The following is a 16,617-nucleotide window of genomic DNA, read 5'->3' on the forward strand; positions in this document are numbered from 1 at the left end:
GGCCTGTTGTGGATCGGCGTCTCATCCCTAGGCCGATAAATCTGGTCAGACTGTGGGGAGTTCGGCGAACAGGACCGGCTGGGTCGTGGGCTGCTTGGAGCCGCCCGCCGGTTCGATCGTGAGGCCGATGCGCTCGTCCCCCTTGGCCGCCCCGGCCAGCATGGGCGTGGTGACGCCGTCGGGGCGCCGGTCCAGGAGGCCCGCCGAGCGGATGCCGTCCGGGCCCATCAGCCACAGCTCGTACACCCTCGACCGAGGCAGTTCGGGCAGGCCCGACGACGTGAACACCATCCGGCCCCGCGCCCGCGACACCACGACGGTGCCGCTGCCGCCCGCGGTGACCGGCAGTCGTACGGTCCGGACGTCGGGCGCGGCCAGGACCGCCGCGACCTCGCCGTCCCTGGCCTGGAGGTCGCCCAGGTCGCGGCGGGCGTCGAACACCACGACGCCGAGCGCGACGGCCGCCGCCGTGGACACGGCCGCCAGCCCGGCCACCACTCGCCCCCGCCCCCGTACTCGCCGACGCCGCAGCGGCACGGCGCCGCTCTCGGGCACCACCTGACCGGCTGAGGACGGCTTCGGCAACCAGACCGTCGCGTCTCCCGAGGACTGCCCCGCCGCCCAGACGATCACGTCACGCGTGGACGGCCCCGCCGCCCAGACGGTCACATCCCCCGGCGCGCCTGCGGGAGCCTGTGGTGTGCGGGCGACAGCCCTGAGGACGCGGGTGCGCAGGGCGGCGGGAGGTGGCTCGGCGACCGCGAGGGCGAGCAGGACGGCCGTCTCGCGCAGCCGCCGTACCTCCGTCCGGCACGACGGGCATTCCTCCATGTGCGTTTCGAAAAGCACCCCGTCGCTGTCCGGCAACGCGTGCACGGCGTAGGCGCCGGAAAGGGTGTGGAGCTCATCGCTCATGTCGCACTCCACGTCGGTCGGGGTCACGTCATTTCTTCGGTAGTACTTCGGCGTTTCGGGCGTGCCGGATGGCACACGGCAAGTGCATTTCTCCATAGACGGAGTTAAACTCAATACGTGATGAATTCCTGTGTGATCGCGGGCGGCGGCCCGGCGGGCGCGATGCTCGCCCTGCTGCTGGCCAGAGCAGGGGTCGAGGTGACCCTGCTGGAGAAGCACGCCGATTTCCTCCGCGACTTCCGCGGCGACACGATCCACCCGTCCACGCTTCAGGTGCTGGACGAGCTCGGGCTGGCCGCGGAGTTCCTGAAGATCCCCCACCGCAAGACGTACGGGTTCACCCTGCTGACCGACGACGGGCCGATCCAGATGGCCGACCTTCGCAGGCTGCCGGGCAAGTACAACTACATCGCCTTCGTCCCTCAATGGGACTTCCTGAAGCTCGTCACGTCGGCCGCCGAGAAGTATCCGACGTTCCGGCTGCTCATGAACGCCGAGGCGTACGGCCTGATCCGCGAGGACGGCGCGGCCCGCGGCCTGCGCTACCGCGACAAGTCGGGCGAGCACGAGATCAGGGCGGAGCTGACCGTGGCCGCGGACGGCCGCGGCTCGGCGCTCCGCGCGGCCGCCGGGCTGGTGCCGCAGGAGTTCGGCGCGCCGATGGACGTCCTGTGGTTCCGGCTGCCGCGCCTCGACAGTGACCCTGAGCAGACGTTCCTGCGGATCTCCACCGGCAACGCGATGGTGGGCATCAACCGGGAGACCTACTGGCAACTGGCCTACCTCATCCCCAAGGGCGGCTACGACCGGCTGACCGATCAGGGCATCGACGCCTTCCGTGAGACGGTGGCGCGGCTGCTGCCGTACCTGGAGGGGCGCGTCGGGCAGATCACGGGCTTCGACGACGTCAGCATGCTCACGGTCGCGATCAACCGGCTCCGCCGGTGGTACCGGCCCGGATTTCTGGCCATCGGCGACGCGGCGCACGCGATGTCACCGATGTTCGGCGTCGGCATCAACCTGGCGGTGCAGGACGCGGTCGCCACGGCCAACCTGCTGGCCGAGCCTCTGCGGGCCGGCCGGCCGATCCCGGAGGCCATGTTGCGGCGGCTGGAGCGCCGCCGCATGCTGCCCACAAGGATCACTCAAGCCGCGCAGATCCTGGGTCAGGACCGGCTGATCGGCCCGACGATCGACAGCCGGGTGGGGCCGCCGCGCATCCCGGCGAAGCTGCCGCGGAATCCGCTGGTCAGCGGGGTGGTACGGCGTTTCCTCGGCTTGGGGGTGCGCCCCGAGCACGTGCGGACACCCGAACTCTGACCCGTCCCGCGGGGCCGCTTTCTCACAACGTGGACATCGGGGTCGGTGACGCCGAGCCGGTAGCATACCCTCGTATGTCGTGAGCGCACTGAGCAATCCCGAGGAACTCGATTCCTGGCGAGCCCTGCCGGCGGCCCAGCAGCCTGACTGGCCCGACCGCAGCGAGCTCGAGAAGGTCGTCGCCGAGCTCGGCGGCCTGCCCCCACTCGTCTTCGCCGGCGAGTGCGACCAGCTCAAGGAGCAACTGGCCGCCGTCGCCCGAGGCGAGGCGTTCGTGTTGCAAGGCGGTGACTGCGCCGAGACGTTCGCCGGGGCGACCGCCGACAACGTGCGCAACAAGCTCAAGACGCTGCTGCAGATGGCCATCGTGCTGACCTACGCCGCCAAGGTGCCGGTGGTCAAGATCGGCCGCGTGGCCGGGCAGTTCGCCAAGCCGCGTTCCAAGGGCACCGAGACGCGTGACGGCCTGGAGCTGCCCGCCTACCGGGGCGACATGGTCAACGGCTTCGCCTTCACCCCTGAGTCCCGCACGCCCGACCCGTGGCGGCTGCTCAAGGCCTACCACTCCTCGGCCGTGACGCTCAACCTGGCCCGCGCCTTCACCAAGGGCGGTTACGCCGACCTGCGCCAGGTGCACGCCTGGAACCAGGACTTCGTGGGCGAGTCCCCCGCCGGTCGCCGCTACGAGCAGTTGGCCAGGGAGATCGACCAGGCGCTCGCGTTCATGCGCGCCTGCGGGGCCGACCCGGAGGAGTTCCACACCGTCGAGTTCTACTCCTCGCACGAGGCGCTGATCCTCGACTACGACCGGGCGCTCACGCGCATCGACTCGCGGACCGGCCGCCCGTACGACGTGTCGGCGCACATGGTCTGGATCGGCGAGCGCACCCGCCAGCTCGACGGCGCGCACGTCGACTTCTTCTCCCGTATCCGCAACCCCATCGGCGTCAAGCTCGGCCCGACCACCACGCCCTCCGAGGCACTGGCGCTGGTCGAGAAGCTCAATCCCGAGAACGAGCCGGGGCGGCTCACGTTCATCACCCGGATGGGCGCCTCCAAGATCCGCGAGCACCTGCCCGCGCTGGTCAAGGAGGTCACCGCGGCGGGCGCGCAGGTCGCGTGGATCTGCGACCCGATGCACGGCAACACGTGGGAGGCGCCGAGCGGCCACAAGACGCGCCGGCTCGACGACGTGCTCGACGAGGTGACGGGCTTCTTCGAGGTGCACCGCTCGCTCGGCACGCACCCCGGCGGTATCCACATCGAGTTCACCGGCGACGACGTGACGGAGTGCGTGGGCGGCGGCCACGAGATCGTCGAGGACGACCTCTCGCGCCGTTACGAGACGGCCTGCGACCCGCGTCTCAACCGCGGCCAGTCGCTCGACCTCGCCTTCCGGGTGGCGGAGCTCTACCGCTCCAGCTGAGTACGTCAGGCAGCCCCGGGTCGGGCCGGGGCTGCCAGAGGATTCTTCGGTCACGCCCGTCCGCGATCTCCTATGATCGGCCTGACAAAGGTGAGAATTCCTCAACTATGGGAGAAATCGTGGACAGCGCCCCCGATGGCGTGGACCCGAGCGTGCCCAACATCGCCCGGATGTACGACTACTTCCTGGACGGCAAGGACAACTTCGCCTCCGACCGGGAAGCGGCCGAGCAGATCTTGAAGCTGTTCCCCGGCACAAGAGACTCCGCGAGGGCCAACCGCGACTTCCTCCGCCGGGCCGTACGCCATCTGGTCGACTCCGGCGTCGACCAGATCGTGGATCTCGGCGCCGGACTGCCCACTCAGGGCAACACCCACGAGATCGCGCCCGAGGCGCGCGTCGTGTACGTCGACTACGACCCCGTGGTGTGCGCGCACGGACGGGCCCTGCTGTCCAGGGGCGCGAACGTGGAGTTCGTCCAGGCCGACATCAGGGACATCGACCCGCTGCTGGACACCCTGGCCGAGACGATCGACCTCGGCCGCCCGGTGGCGTTCCTGATGCTGGCCGTGCTGCACTTCCTGCCCGACGAGGCCGCGTACGGCATCGTCGGCAGGCTGCGCGACGCGGGACCCGCGGGCAGCCGACTGGTCATCAGCCACGCCGTGGACGCCGCGCCCGACTCCACCCCGCAGGCGCTGGAGATCTACAGGCAGGCGACGGCCGCGCTCAACCTGCGGACGCCCGAGGAGATCGCCGCCTTCTTCGAAGGCTACGAACTGGCCGAGCCTGGCCTGGTCTACCCTCAGGACTGGCGCCCCGACCCCGGCGATTCCCCGCTGGGCCCGAAGGCGGTCACCGACGTCGGCTACGCGGGAGTCGGCCGCAAACCGTAAGCGTCAGGTCTTCGGCACCAGGCTGTGGAACGAGAAAAGCCCCGCTGTTACGGCGGGGCTTCATGGTGCGACGGTCAGTTCTGCTCGGCGTTCTTCATCTCCTCGTTGAGCTCGGTCCTGATCGCGTCCATGTCGAGCGCGCGCACCTGGCTGATCAGGTCTTCGAGCGCGGGCGCCGGGATCGCGCCGGGCTGCGCGTAGACCACGATCCCGTCGCGGATCGCCATGAGCGTCGGGATCGAGCTGATGTCGAAGCCCTGAGCGAGGGCCTGCTCCGCATCGGTGTCGATCTTGCCGAAGGTGATGTCCTCATGCTTGTCGGACGCCTTCTCGAAGATCGGCCCGAACATCTTGCACGGGCCACACCACTCGGCCCAGAAGTCGAGCAGGACGATCCCCTTGTCGGCGATGTCGTTGAAGTTCGTCTCGGTTACCTCGATGGTCGCCACAAGTGGCTCCTCGTATCGTCGCGTGAAGTCTGTATGTCATCCCAGGGTGCAAAGCTGTCAACCACGTACCCGCCACCAGCATTCCATGCCCACGCCGTCGGGCCTCACATAACGGGCGCGGGGATTTCCTGGACAGCGACCTGCCGGGACCACGCACTAGCGGACCGAACACGGCGAATGCCTCGATCGGCCATGAAGGCGACCTTGCGCTGCAGCGCGGATTGCGACTGTTGACGTCCCGAACACGAAGATCGATAGATGCTGCTAATCTCACGCATTCGATCAGCTCAGCCCGGTCGCAGCCGTCGACATCCATCCGAGGACAAGGACCCCTATGCCGCTGTTGGCCCGCATGCTCTCCGCGCCCCTGTTCGTCGACGTCCGGGCCGGTGCGGTCGCCAGCCTCGGCACGCTGCTGACCGACCTGCAGATCGCCCGGCAGGGCAGGGTGGCCGTCGCCGTCGGTCCCAGCCAGGGCGACGGCATCTGCGAGGAATTGCGGATCGATGGGGCCGAGGTGCTCCGTATTCCCAACGGAACCCTGGCCGCCGCCGTTGAGCTCGGACAGCGACTACGGGCCGGCCAGTTCGAGGCGATCGCGGGCATCGGCGGCGGCAAGACCATCGACGTGGCCAAGTTCGCCGCGCACATGGCGGGCATCCCGATGGTGGCGGTGACCACGAGCCTGGGCCACGACGGCATCGCCTCGCCGGTCAGCACGCTGCGGCACGAGTCGGGCACGGGCTCCTACGGCGTCGTGATGCCGGCGGCCGTCCTGGTGGATCTCGATCGCGTCCGGTCGGCCCCGGCGGCGCTCTCCACGGCCGGGATCGGCGATGCGATCAGCGACCTGTCCGCGGTGGCCGACTGGGAACTGGCCGCTGCCGAGGCCGGCGAGCACATCGACGGGCTGGCGGTGGCGATGGCCAGATCAGCGGCGCTGGTGGTCCTGCACCAGCCAGGCCTGGCTCGAGACGACGAGTTCCTCACCGTACTGGCCGAGTCGCTGATCCTGTCCGGGATGGCGATGGCGGTGGCCGGATCGAGCCGACCGGCCAGCGGTGGCGACCACGAGATCATGCATGCCATCAATCAGCTCTATCCCGGCACGGCCAGCCACGGAGAACTCGCCGGAGTCGGTGCGCTGTTCTGCAGCTACCTGCGTCAGGACGAAGCCAAGGTCGAGCTGATCTCCGCGTGCCTGGGACGGCACGGCCTCCCGCGCACCCCCGGCGATCTCGGCTTGTCAGATGCCGACTTCGCCAAAGCCGTGGCGTACGCGCCGCGAACCCGTCCGGGCCGGTACACCATCCTCGAGCATCTCGACCTGTCCGAGGCTCAGCTCGCCGACCACGTGGGAGCCTACGTCAAGACAGTCGCGGGCTGACCCACGTACGTCGGGGGCCAGCTCACGTACGTCGCGGGGCGAAGGCCGTCGCGGAGCGCCGTCGCGGGGAGACCCTTGCCGACATTGAGCGGGTGCGTATCGCGATACCCACTCTGGACTGGGATGTCCTGGCACGCAGCGCGGTGAACCATCGAAACCGCCGGGACGCCGAACGAATCTGGGACCGCTTTGACCACACTCCCGATCCCGCTCGTCTCGATGAGCTGGACGGTCCCACGCTGCACCGCTGGGCGGTCAACTATCTCCGCCACAATCTGACCACCTACGACGCCGAGCTGGACGAGCTGTTCGGGAGGATCGGCCGGGCCGAGGGGACGCGACTGCTTCAGCGGCGGATCTACGCGGCCATCGCGGAGGCTTACCCGATCCTGGCGGAGGAGTGCCGGCGGCAACTCCATGCGCGACAGACACAGACAGGAGACGATCGATGGCCGGGGGCTCCATGAGTGAATGGGGCATACATCCGCCCTGCGCTCCCGGACCGATATCGGATCCGGCGGAAAGCGGCTTATATGACCGGCCGGACGGTGCTCGACACGTCGCTCGACGGAATCAGAGAGATCGGAAGGTTCGGAAGGGTCGGAAGGCGGGAAGGTCGCAAGGGTCCCAACGGTCGCAAGGGTCCCAAGGGTCCCAAGGGTCGGAGAGAGATCACGGAATGCGCTCGCCGCGAGATCGTCGGCGAGTGACATCGTGATCACTGCCCGGCGTGAGGGTGCTGGCGTCAGAGCCAGCGTGGGCGTGCTGGCGTCAGACGAGGCCCGCACCATCCAGTTGTGTGTGGAAAGCCTTCTTGCCTGGGTGGGCGGCGCGGAGGCGGGCGACGTAGGAGGCGAACTCGGTCTGATCTCCGATGCGTTCGAACAGCGTCCGTAGCGTGAAGAGATACTGGATCGCCTCCTGGTAGCCGGGTCTGCTGGCCCGGCTGACGCAGGATTCGGCCAGTTCCCGGTAGATCGGGATGGCGTCTTGCGGATGGGTCTGGGCACGGGCGTTGACCACGCGCATGCGCAGCTCAGGGTCCAGTCCGTACGTCTGGAGGACCTCCCAGGCGCCCGCCACGTCCCCGTCGATCAGCAGCACCTCGGCCAGTGTGGGGGCCATGGCGGGCGATGAGCGGAGGTGTGAAATGGCCTTGGCCTGCCACGGGGCCGCGTCCGGGGCGGCCTGGCGGGTCAGGCTCTGATAGGTGTGCGTGGACGGTGAGAGGGTGAAGAGCTGCCAGCGGGTCTCGAGCGCCTGCTCGGTCCGTCCGGCGTGCTGATGGCAGTCAAGGGCGAGGGTGAGGAGGTGCTGATCGCGGCCGTAGCGGCTCATCCCCCGATCGATCCAGGACAGGGCTTCGTCGTGGCGCTCCTCGCCGATCAGGAGACGGGCGATCTTCTCGATGTCGCCGCTGCCGGCGGCCCGCTGGGCGAGCAGGGCGATCACGGCGTCGGTGCCGCCCTCGGCGCGGGCGAGCGACTCGCGCAGCGTGCTCAGCTTGTAGTCGCGGATCCCGCGTGCGAGGGTGCCGTCCAGCAGCTCGTGGCAGCGGCGCAGGCCCTGATCGCCCAGCACGGGCGCATAGCCGGGCAGTGAGCTCTCGAAGGTGCACCAATTGCTGGTCTGCACCTTGCCCATCAGCCACTCCGCCAGCCGCACCGGGTCGGGCGAGCCGGCCAGGCAAGCGTCCCGATGCATGCCCTGGACGCGTTCGAGATCGTCGACGAGCCGGCCGCCATAGACCTCCCCGGTGTCCAGCACGTCCTCGATGAGGTCGATCGCGCGGACGGTCAGCTCGCGAGCGGTGTCCGGTGACGGCTCGATCAGGTCGTCGATCTCGTCGAGGATCTCCTCCAGGTCCTCGAGATCGGGATACCACTCACCCTCGTACCAGGAGTCGCACACATCCGCGGCCTCGGCCAGCAGATCCGCCATGATCGATTCCAGGTCGGCGAGGAGGTCGGTCGACTCCTCACCGATGATGGTCTCCGCGAGCTCGGTCCGCAGCCGGTCGGCGAGCGCGGGGTCCGTCGCGGCCAGAGTGGCGAGGCGGCGGGCCAGCCAGTCGGAGTCCTGGGTACGCAGCAGCGCGTACAGGTCGGGCGCGGGCCGCACATCGCCCATCCGGACCCAGGTCACCGCCGCGGCGGCCGCATGGGCGCACAACTCGGGGTCCAGGCACTCGCAGACCGCGCGCATCCCGCTCGCGGTGAAGGTGACCGTGACCGAACGCCCGCTCACCAGCGCGGCGACCGAGGTCCCCTTCTCGGTCAACCCCGCGACCATGCCGCCGGCGACCAGCGCCAGAGCCTCGGCGAACACCTGCTCGCTGACCTGGTTCCGTACGGCTTCCTCGTCAACCTGGATGAGCGCCATGATTTCGATTATCCCGCAATGATCAACTGTGCTCGCCCCGGGTAGGGGGCACTCGATGTCCACGTCACACGGGTCCCTACACGTAACAGGAGTCGCCCTACGCAACATGGGCGGGCGGCCCGTACGACAGGAACACGAGCCGCCGTACGCAACATGGGCGGGCGGCCCGTACGACAGGAACACGAGCCGCCGTACGCGACACAGGCGGGCGGCCCGTACGGAATACCGGCCGCCCGCGACGAAAGGATCAGTGGCCCGGCAGGGTGAGGCCGATGACGAGCGGGTCGTGGTCGGTGGAGCGGAAGGCGTCCGGCTTGTACAGGGACGCCGGGTTGTACTCGGTGTTGTAGTCGAGAATGCGTGGTTCGTCAGAGTTGATGTGCCAGATCGTCGCGCTGGTGACCCGCTTGAGCAGCTGCCGGCCGACCAGCGCGTGGTCGAGCTCCCCGGCCAGGCCGTCGAACAGGTAGCTGTAGCGCTGCCGCGCCGGCACGAACCTCTTGGTCAGGCTGGTCAGCCCGCCCGCCTCCAGCGTGTGGATCGGGTCCTCCTCGCCGTAGGAGTTGAGGTCGCCGAGCACCACCGGGTTCGGCAGGTCCTTCACCAGGCCGAGCAGCGCCTGCGCCTGCTTGACGCGGGTGGCGTTCCAGCAGCTCTGCCCGTCGCCCTGGTCGGCGTCGGGCCCGTCGGCCGGGCAGCTGCCCTTGGACTTGAGGTGGTTGACGACCATCGTGAACGGCTGGCCGCCCGCCGTCCTGCGGAAGGTCTGGATCAGCGGCGGCCGGCTGAACACCGCGTCCTGCGACGCCTGGGGCGCGCCGACCGGCGTCAGCTTGGCCGGCTTGTAGATCACCGCGACCTGGATGGCGTCCGTGCCGGGGTACGGGTGCTGGAGCGCCGCGTACGTACCCGCGCCGACCTCGGCGTTGACGGCGTCCACGAGGGTCTGGAGCGCCGTCTGACCGTTGTTCTCGACCTCCATGAGGCCCACGGCGTCGGCGTTGAGCCCCTTCAGCGCCGCCACCAGCTTGGCGAGCTGCCGCTGCTGCTCCACGGCGTTGGAGGCGCCGCGCGAGCCGAGGGTGGTGAACCAGTTCAGCGTGTTGAACGAGGCCACCTTGACGTTGCCGATGACCGGGAAGGGCCGGGGCGTCCGGGGGTTGGTGTTGCGGTAGTCGATCGGCTTGGTGGGTTGCAGGCGGTAGGTGCCGAACCCGTAGCCGAGCACGCCGGTGATGCCCGCGGCCAGGTCGCCGGTACGCACGATGGGCGGCAGGGTGGCCGGGTTCTCCCTGCCGGAGCCGTCGTCGATGAGCAGCGAGCGCCGCTTGTTCAGCGCCGCGTCCACGCCGGGCCGGTCCGTCGGCTGGAACAGCCGGCCGCCGGAGGAGACGGTGACCTCGCCGTAACGGCCCAGGTTGTAGTGCTCGCTGACGGTCAGCGGCTGCGGGAAGGTGAGCAGCATGTTCTCGACGGACTCCCGCCCGTCGTCCGGCAGCTTGTACGGCTGAGCCGCCACCGAGCCGGTGCCGCAGACGTCCACCGCGGTGACCGGCGACAGCTCCGTCCAGCCGTTGTACTCCGTCACCTTGCCCGTCACGAGCACCCGGTCGCCCGCCGCGACGTCCTTGAAGGTGTCACGGGCGTAGGCGAACAGCCCTTCGGAGGTCTTCGGGTCGGCGTCCGGCTTCGGGTCCTGCAAGAAGAAACCGCTCAGCTGGTCGCCGCGCTGGAAGTCACCGGTGACGATGCCTTCGACGGTGACGGTCTGCCCGGCCAGGGGGCTGGCGTCACCGCTCCCCTGCACTTCCGAGATGCGCCGGCTCGGCGGCGTGTCGCACGCGGTGGCCGGTGCGGCGAGCGCCGGGGTGCCGGGGAGGGCGGCCGCCACGACGAACGCGACGAGAAAAGTTCTGGATAAAACACGCATGACCAGCACTTTAGAGGGAGTTGCGGTCACAGATTTCCACCAAAAAGTGGCTAGAACATTAAATCAACGAACCTTGACACTGCCCCCTTGCGGGTATGAGCACTGCATGGACTGGGTCACCTGCGCCTATTCGGCAGCCTGCTCGGGAATCGCCCACCAGCCGTACGACCGTTGCCTGGCACATCTGCAACCGGACGAAGTAGCCGAGACCCTCGACGAGATGGCTCCCGGCCGCCTGCTCGACCTGCGTGGCACGCCGATCAGCGGCGCGCTGCTCAGCAGGATCATCGAGGTGACGGGCGGCCGACCAGGGCGGGCCCGGCTGGACCGGGTCACGTTCACCGGCGACGTACGGCTGTCCGGCGTGACCTTCGCCGGCGACGTGTCGCTCGACGGCGCCAGGTTCGAGCGACTGGCCTCCTTCTTCGGCGCCCGGTTCGAGGGCAACGTCTCGCTGGCCGGGGCCGGCTTCGCCCGCGAGTTGTCCTTCCACGGCGTCCGCGTGCGCGGCCACCTGTCGCTGGACCGGGCGGTGATGTCGCGTGACGCGCTGTTCAGCCAGGCCGTGTTCGGCCACGGGCTGTCGTGCGAGCGGGCCAGGTTCGACGGCTACGCCACCTTCGACGGGGCCGCGCTGGGCGACGGCGCGAGCTTCCGCGGCGCCAGGTTCGGCCGTACGCTGTCCTTCCGCAAGGTCAGCGGCCCCGCCTGGTTCGACACCGCGCACTTCGCGGCCGACGCCTACCTGTCGGTCACCGGGCGGCTGTCGGCCTCGCGGGCCCGCGCCGACGGCACGTTCGACGTGGCCGTCGCCGCCGGCCGCGCGAACCTGCGGCGGATGGAGGTCACCGGCGCGACGACGATCCGGCTCGCCGACTCCGATGCCGACCTGGAGGGGTCGGTGCTGCGCGGGCCCGCGATCGTGACCGGGCGCGGCGGATCCACGCTGACCTCGCTGCGGCACGTCGACGCGGCCGACCTGGCGCTGTTCGGCCTCGACCTGTCAGGCTGCCGGTTCGCCGGGCTGGCCCGCCCGGCCGCGGTCCGGGTCAAGAACTGCACCTTCGCGCTGACCCCGCGGGGGGTGCGGGTGAGCCTGCACTGGCCGATGCTGCGCTGGTTCTCCCGGCGCAGCGCGCTGGCCGACGAGCACACGATGCGCGGCTGGGCTCCCCCCGCCTCCGCTCCGGACAACAGCCCGGCTCGCCCGCCGGCAGCATACGGCGCTCCGGCGGCGCAGGACCCGCCGGCCGGACCCGACCGGCTGGCCGCCCTCTACTCCGGGTTGCGCGCCCAGGTCGACGACGTGGGCACCTCGGCCGACTTCGCGTTCGCGGCGATGGAGATGCGCCGCCAGGCGGGCCGCCGATGGTGGCTGTCCCTCTCCTGGCTGCTATGGGGGTACGGCATGCGGATGGGCCGGGCCGCGGGCTGGCTCGCCCTGCTGATGGCGATCACCGTGGCCGCGCTCTTCTGGACCTCGACCTCGCACGCCGAACGCGGCGCCGAACAACCACCCGTACCCGCCGTCCACCCATAGCGGCCGTCCACCCGCAGACGCCGCCCGCCCATAGACGCCGTCCGTCACAAGCCGTCCACCCATGGAGGCCGTCCGTCACAAGCCGTCCACCCATGGAGGCCGTCCGTCACAAGCCGTCCACCCATGGAGGCCGTCCGTCACAAGCCGTCCGTCACAGCTCGTCGAGGACCTTGCCGATGGCGGCGAAGTGCATGGAGCGCCAGCCGCCGCCCATGATCTTGCGGGCCATCTGCTGCATGGCGTCGTCGGGGTCGAAGCCCTCGTGGTCGAGGAAGAGTCTGGTGCCCGTGCCCTCGGGCTCCAGCCGCCAGGTGACGGTCCAGTCGGCGAGCCTGCCATCGCTCCAGCTGATCTTCAGCAGCTTCTCCGGCTCCAGCTCCAGCACCTCGCAGTAGACGATGCCCTCGAAGCCGGTCTGCTTCACCGGCGTGGTGGTGAAGGTGAACCGGTGCCCCACCTCCGGGCTGAAGTCGTTGGGCATCAGCCAGCGGGCCACCAGTTCGGGCTCGGTCAGCGCCCGCCACACCTTCGCGGGCGGGTGCCCGAGGAACTGGTCCAGCCGGATCGAGCGCAGGTCCTCAGACATCTTCGTCTCCCATCTCGTCGAGCAGGTCGCTCAGGCCGGAGAGCTTCTCTCTCCAGAAGCGTTCGTACGGCGTGAGCCACTCACGGATCTCCATGAGCGGCGCCGCCTCCAGCCGGTAGAGCCGTTCCCTCCCCCGGCGCGTCTCGGCCACCAGCCCGGCGTCCCGCAGCACCTTGAGATGCTCCGAGACGCTGGGACGGCTCATGTCGAAGCGTTCGGCCAGCCGCCCGGCCGGTTGGCTGCCCTCATCGAGCAGCAGCCGCAGCAATTCCCGCCGGGCCGGGCTGGCCAGCGCGGTGAACACGTGGTCGGCACTCATGCCTGACTGACCACGAACCCGTTGCCGTCGGGGTCCTGGAACAGCAACTGCCTGCCCCACGGCTCGTCCGTCGGGCCTTCGCAGGCCGTACCGTGCTCGCGCAGGCGCGCAGCCAGCGCGTCGAGGTCGTCGGAGGCGACCACCAGGCCGCCGATGGGGGCCATGTCCGGGAACCAGGAGGCGAGCAGCAGCGTGGTCTCGGCCCCCTTCGGGGCGACTGTGAGCCAGCGGCCCATCGGGAACGGGTTGTCGGTGCGGGTCTCGAAGCCCAGGACGCCACCGTAGAAGGCGAGCGCCCGCTCCTGGTCCGCTACTGGCACGGTCACGGTCGTGATGCTGGAGATTGGCATGTGGGCCACTATATGTAGGAATTTCCCTACGCATCAAGTCATCGGGGAGATCCCTGATTACGCACCGGGGCCCGCCTTCGTAGGATGGGGGCATGCGGATCGACGACTACGTGGCCGAGCTGGGCAGGTCTCTGGCCGGGCCGCCGGGGCCCAAGCGTGACCTGGTCGTCGAGGCGCGTGACAGCCTGGCCGACACCGCCGACGCGCTGGAGGCCGAGGGCCTGGCCCGGGCCGAGGCCGAGCGGCTGGCAGTTCAGCAGTTCGGCGCGATCCCCGAGATCGCGTCCGGCTACCAGCGGGAGCTGACCGCCGCGGCCGGCCGCCGGCTGGGCTTGCTGTTGTTCATCAGCGTGCCGATGACCGTGATGATGTGGTCGGCCATCTGGCGTTTCTACCCCACGGACACCTCCGTGGCCGCCTGGGTCGCCATGCCCGCCTGGTTCCACGCCGCCTCGCGGGTGCTCGACATCCTGCAGTTGTCCACGGGCCTGTACGGCGGGCTGTCGCTGTTCATGCTGAGCCGGGGCAGCCGGTGGATTCGCCGGCCGCGCCTGGTGACCAAGTCGCTGGGGATCGTCGTCTGGCTGATGCTGCCGGCGACCGGAGGGCTGAGCATGCTGCTCTCCTATGGCGCCGGTCCGTCGCCGAGCGCCCAGACCATCCTGCCCATCGTGCTCGCGAACCTCATGACGGCGGCCTTCTGGGGCCTGCAGCTCTACGGCGCGACGCGCTGCCTGCGCGTCAGCCAGGCTGCCTGACTCCCGGCTTCAGCACGCCACCGATCACACTCGCGAACTCGGCCCAGGCTGACCGCTCCCCTTCCAACTGCTTCCTCCCCGAATCGGTCAGGCGGTAGGTGCGCCGCTTGCGCCCCCCGACCGTGGCCCACTCGCTGGCCAGGTAGCCAATCCGCTCCAGCCTGCGCAGCGCCGGATAGACGGTGCCGGTCGGCACGTTGAGCGCGCCCCCACTGCGCGCCTGCAGGGCCTCGATGATGGCGTAGCCGTGCAGCGGCTCACCCTCCAGCACGGAGAGCAGCAGGGCGTCCATGTGGCCGCGCAGCGCGTCGGGGTTCATGACTCCGATCCTAGATAACCGTTCGTTGAGTAGCCAGTCTACATGTAGGCCGTCTATATGTAGACTGCCTATAGGTAGACAGGCACAACGAAAGGGGGCCGGCGCATGGAAGCGCTGGAACTGGCCCGGTTGCAGTTCGCGATGACAGGGAACCTGCACTTCCTGTTCGTCGTGCTCACACTGGGGCTCGCGCCGCTGGTGGCGATCATGCACACGCGCTGGGCACTGGCCGGCAAGCCGCTCCACGAGCGGCTGACCAGGTTCTGGGGCCAGGTCTATGTGATCAACTACGCCTTGGGCATCGTCACCGGGCTCGTGATGGAGTTCCAGTTCGGGCTCTCATGGAGCGGGCTGACGCACTACGCGGGCGACGTCTTCGGCGCTCCGCTGGCCATGGAGACACTGGTCGCGTTCTTCCTGGAGTCGACGTTCCTCGGCCTGTGGATCTTCGGCTGGGGACGGCTGCCGAAATGGGCGCACCTGGCCTGCATCTGGCTCGTGACGCTCACGGCGTACGGCAGCGCCTTCTTCATCATGGCGGCCAACTCCTTCCTGCAGAACCCCGCCGGAGCCGTCGTCAGGGGCGATCGGATGGAGCTGGTCGACATCGGCGCGATGTTCACCAACAAGACGCTGATCTTCTCCTTCCCGCACGTGACCGGGGCCGGGCTGTTCACCGGGGCGATGGTGCTGGTCGGGGCGAGCGCCTACCAGTTGCGCCGCCGTACGTCCGAGGTGGAGTTCTTCACCAAGTCGCTGCGTACGGGCGTGACCACGGCCGCGATCGGCATTTTCCTGACCGTCGGCTTCGGCTACGCCCAGTTCGCCGGGATCCAGGAGGGCAAGTTCAAGGGCGACACGGCGGCGGTGCCGCTCGGGATCATGATCGAGGTCGGGCAGTTGCTCGCGCTCGTCGTACTGTTCCTGATGCTGCCGCTGATCCGCGTCCTGCCGCGCTGGCGATGGACGCATCCGCTGCTCATGCTGATGACGCCGCTGCCGTTCGTACTGGCCATCCTGGGCTGGCTGGCCAGGGAGAGCGGGCGGCAGCCGTGGATGATCTGGCAGAAGCTCACCGTCGCCGACGCCATGACGCCCGGCCTCACCCCGCCGATGATCACCGGCTCACTGATCGCCTTCGTGGCCGTGCTGGTGCTGCTGGCGATCGTCGACTACGTCCTCATCGCCAGGGTGGTCAGGCGCGGGCCGCGCGAGCTCGACCTCGGCGCCGTCCCCGAGCCCGCCCTGACCTACTAGGAGTCGTGACATGGAACTGATCTGGTTCGCCTGCTTCGCGCTGCTGCTGGCCGGATACTTCGCGCTGGAGGGCTTCGACCTGGGGGTCGGGCTCCTGCTGCCGGTCCTCGGCAAGTCGGCCGACAGCAAGGATCGCATGGTGGCGGCCATGGCCCCGTTCGTGCTGGCCAACGAGGTGTGGCTGGTGGCGGTCGCCGGCACGCTGTTCGGCGTCTATCCGGCGCTCGAGGGCGAGGTGCTGTTCGGGCTGTATCCGGTGGTGGTGGCCATGCTGCTGTCCTGGATCCTGCGCGACGCCGGGCTGTGGTTCCGCCGCCGCATCGGGGGTACGGCCTGGCGGGGCTTCTGGGACCTGATGATCGCGCTCGGCTCGCTGGGGCTCTCGTTCGGCTGGGGGGTGGCTCTGTACGCGGCCGCCACCGGGTTCGGCTCGTCCCTGCTGAACCCGGTGGGGTTGATGCTGGGCGTGGTGATGACGCTGCTGCTGGCCTTCCACGGCTGGACGTTCCTGGCCTGGCGCTCCCCCGGCCTGGCCGGTGTCACCCGCCCGGGGCGCGCACTGGCCGTGTCCGGGGTGGTGGCCGCGATCCCCGCCCTCGGGGTGCTCCTGGGCAGCATGCCGTACCTGCTGGACCACACCGCGCCGGCCGAGACACTGAATGTGCTGAGTGTCATGACGCTGCCGTTCGCGCCGGTCGTCCTCGGCGCGCAAGTATGGGTGTGGCGTACTTTCCGTCCCGGCAAGGACGCCGTCCGGATCCCGTCGTTCTTTTGAGGGCTCGT

General features: G+C 69.3%; 17 protein-coding genes. 9 read left to right on the forward strand and 8 right to left on the reverse strand.

Going from position 1 to position 16,617, the window contains the following annotated elements; all coding sequences use genetic code 11:
* Positions 1-45: 45 nt before the first annotated feature.
* Positions 46-915: an anti-sigma factor gene (locus ACQP2T_RS36855; protein WP_433509510.1), complete on the reverse strand. Its 870-nt coding sequence runs from the start codon at positions 913-915 to the stop codon at positions 46-48.
* A 120-nt stretch (positions 916-1,035) separates the two neighbouring features.
* Between ACQP2T_RS36855 and ACQP2T_RS36860 the strand changes: the two genes are divergently transcribed.
* The 3 genes from ACQP2T_RS36860 (at position 1,036) to ACQP2T_RS36870 (ending at position 4,557) form a co-directional block, all read left to right on the forward strand.
* On the forward strand, positions 1,036-2,235 hold the full coding sequence (locus tag ACQP2T_RS36860; protein WP_433519876.1) for an FAD-dependent oxidoreductase: 1,200 nt from the start codon (positions 1,036-1,038) through the stop codon (positions 2,233-2,235).
* 79 nt (positions 2,236-2,314) lie between these two features.
* Positions 2,315-3,661 (forward strand): class II 3-deoxy-7-phosphoheptulonate synthase, encoded by a 1,347-nt coding sequence (locus ACQP2T_RS36865; protein WP_357952553.1) that lies wholly within the window; start codon positions 2,315-2,317, stop codon positions 3,659-3,661.
* Positions 3,662-3,768: 107 nt separating this feature from the next.
* Positions 3,769-4,557 (forward strand): SAM-dependent methyltransferase, encoded by a 789-nt coding sequence (locus ACQP2T_RS36870; protein WP_433509511.1) that lies wholly within the window; start codon positions 3,769-3,771, stop codon positions 4,555-4,557.
* 74 nt (positions 4,558-4,631) lie between these two features.
* Here ACQP2T_RS36870 and trxA read toward each other — a convergent pair whose 3' ends face one another.
* Complete coding sequence (trxA, locus tag ACQP2T_RS36875; RefSeq protein ID WP_357952551.1) at positions 4,632-5,006, reverse strand: thioredoxin; 375 nt, start codon at positions 5,004-5,006, stop codon at positions 4,632-4,634.
* 352 nt (positions 5,007-5,358) lie between these two features.
* Here trxA and ACQP2T_RS36880 point away from each other — a divergent pair, with 352 nt between their 5' ends.
* Entirely contained in the window at positions 5,359-6,393 is a 1,035-nt protein-coding gene (locus ACQP2T_RS36880) for an iron-containing alcohol dehydrogenase family protein (protein WP_433519877.1), read from the forward strand.
* Between the two features lie 92 nt (positions 6,394-6,485).
* On the forward strand, positions 6,486-6,860 hold the full coding sequence (locus ACQP2T_RS36885; RefSeq protein WP_433509512.1) for a hypothetical protein: 375 nt from the start codon (positions 6,486-6,488) through the stop codon (positions 6,858-6,860).
* 304 nt (positions 6,861-7,164) lie between these two features.
* Here ACQP2T_RS36885 and ACQP2T_RS36890 read toward each other — a convergent pair whose 3' ends face one another.
* Together ACQP2T_RS36890 and ACQP2T_RS36895 are read right to left on the reverse strand one after the other, a co-directional pair.
* Positions 7,165-8,775: a DUF6880 family protein gene (locus ACQP2T_RS36890; protein ID WP_433509513.1), complete on the reverse strand. Its 1,611-nt coding sequence runs from the start codon at positions 8,773-8,775 to the stop codon at positions 7,165-7,167.
* Between the two features lie 247 nt (positions 8,776-9,022).
* Positions 9,023-10,705: an ExeM/NucH family extracellular endonuclease gene (locus ACQP2T_RS36895; protein ID WP_433509514.1), complete on the reverse strand. Its 1,683-nt coding sequence runs from the start codon at positions 10,703-10,705 to the stop codon at positions 9,023-9,025.
* A gap of 106 nt (positions 10,706-10,811) precedes the next feature.
* Here ACQP2T_RS36895 and ACQP2T_RS36900 point away from each other — a divergent pair, with 106 nt between their 5' ends.
* The gene (locus tag ACQP2T_RS36900) at positions 10,812-12,245 is read left to right on the forward strand and encodes a pentapeptide repeat-containing protein (protein ID WP_433509515.1); all 1,434 of its coding nucleotides are present in this window, start codon (positions 10,812-10,814) and stop codon (positions 12,243-12,245) included.
* Between the two features lie 151 nt (positions 12,246-12,396).
* Here ACQP2T_RS36900 and ACQP2T_RS36905 read toward each other — a convergent pair whose 3' ends face one another.
* From ACQP2T_RS36905 to ACQP2T_RS36915, 3 genes are read right to left on the reverse strand one after another with little or no spacing between them, the layout of a single operon-like run.
* Positions 12,397-12,831 carry an SRPBCC family protein gene (locus ACQP2T_RS36905; protein ID WP_433509516.1) on the reverse strand — a complete coding sequence of 145 codons (435 nt, stop codon included), beginning with the start codon at positions 12,829-12,831 and terminating at the stop codon, positions 12,397-12,399.
* Entirely contained in the window at positions 12,824-13,150 is a 327-nt protein-coding gene (locus ACQP2T_RS36910; RefSeq protein WP_433509517.1) for an ArsR/SmtB family transcription factor, read from the reverse strand. Before ACQP2T_RS36910 ends, ACQP2T_RS36905 begins: the two co-directional genes overlap by 8 nt.
* A complete protein-coding gene (locus ACQP2T_RS36915; RefSeq protein ID WP_433509518.1) occupies positions 13,147-13,500 on the reverse strand; it encodes a VOC family protein in 354 nt (117 codons plus the stop codon). The genes ACQP2T_RS36910 and ACQP2T_RS36915 overlap by 4 nt, the downstream gene beginning before the upstream one ends.
* 92 nt (positions 13,501-13,592) lie before the next feature.
* Between ACQP2T_RS36915 and ACQP2T_RS36920 the strand changes: the two genes are divergently transcribed.
* The gene (locus ACQP2T_RS36920; protein WP_433509519.1) at positions 13,593-14,258 is read left to right on the forward strand and encodes a permease prefix domain 1-containing protein; all 666 of its coding nucleotides are present in this window, start codon (positions 13,593-13,595) and stop codon (positions 14,256-14,258) included.
* On the opposite strand, the gene ACQP2T_RS36925 is transcribed toward ACQP2T_RS36920, so the two are convergent.
* A complete protein-coding gene (locus tag ACQP2T_RS36925; protein ID WP_433509520.1) occupies positions 14,242-14,577 on the reverse strand; it encodes a PadR family transcriptional regulator in 336 nt (111 codons plus the stop codon). The genes ACQP2T_RS36920 and ACQP2T_RS36925 overlap by 17 nt on opposite strands.
* Before the next feature lie 105 nt (positions 14,578-14,682).
* Here ACQP2T_RS36925 and ACQP2T_RS36930 point away from each other — a divergent pair, with 105 nt between their 5' ends.
* Complete coding sequence (locus ACQP2T_RS36930) at positions 14,683-15,834, forward strand: cytochrome ubiquinol oxidase subunit I (RefSeq protein ID WP_433509521.1); 1,152 nt, start codon at positions 14,683-14,685, stop codon at positions 15,832-15,834.
* Positions 15,835-15,844: 10 nt separating this feature from the next.
* Positions 15,845-16,609, forward strand: coding sequence for a cytochrome d ubiquinol oxidase subunit II (locus ACQP2T_RS36935; RefSeq protein ID WP_433509522.1), 765 nt, complete (start codon positions 15,845-15,847; stop codon positions 16,607-16,609).
* Positions 16,610-16,617 lie beyond the last annotated feature (8 nt).

It is taken from the genome of Nonomuraea sp. CA-143628, from assembly GCF_050942315.1.
In the GTDB taxonomy this organism is placed as follows: domain Bacteria; phylum Actinomycetota; class Actinomycetes; order Streptosporangiales; family Streptosporangiaceae; genus Nonomuraea.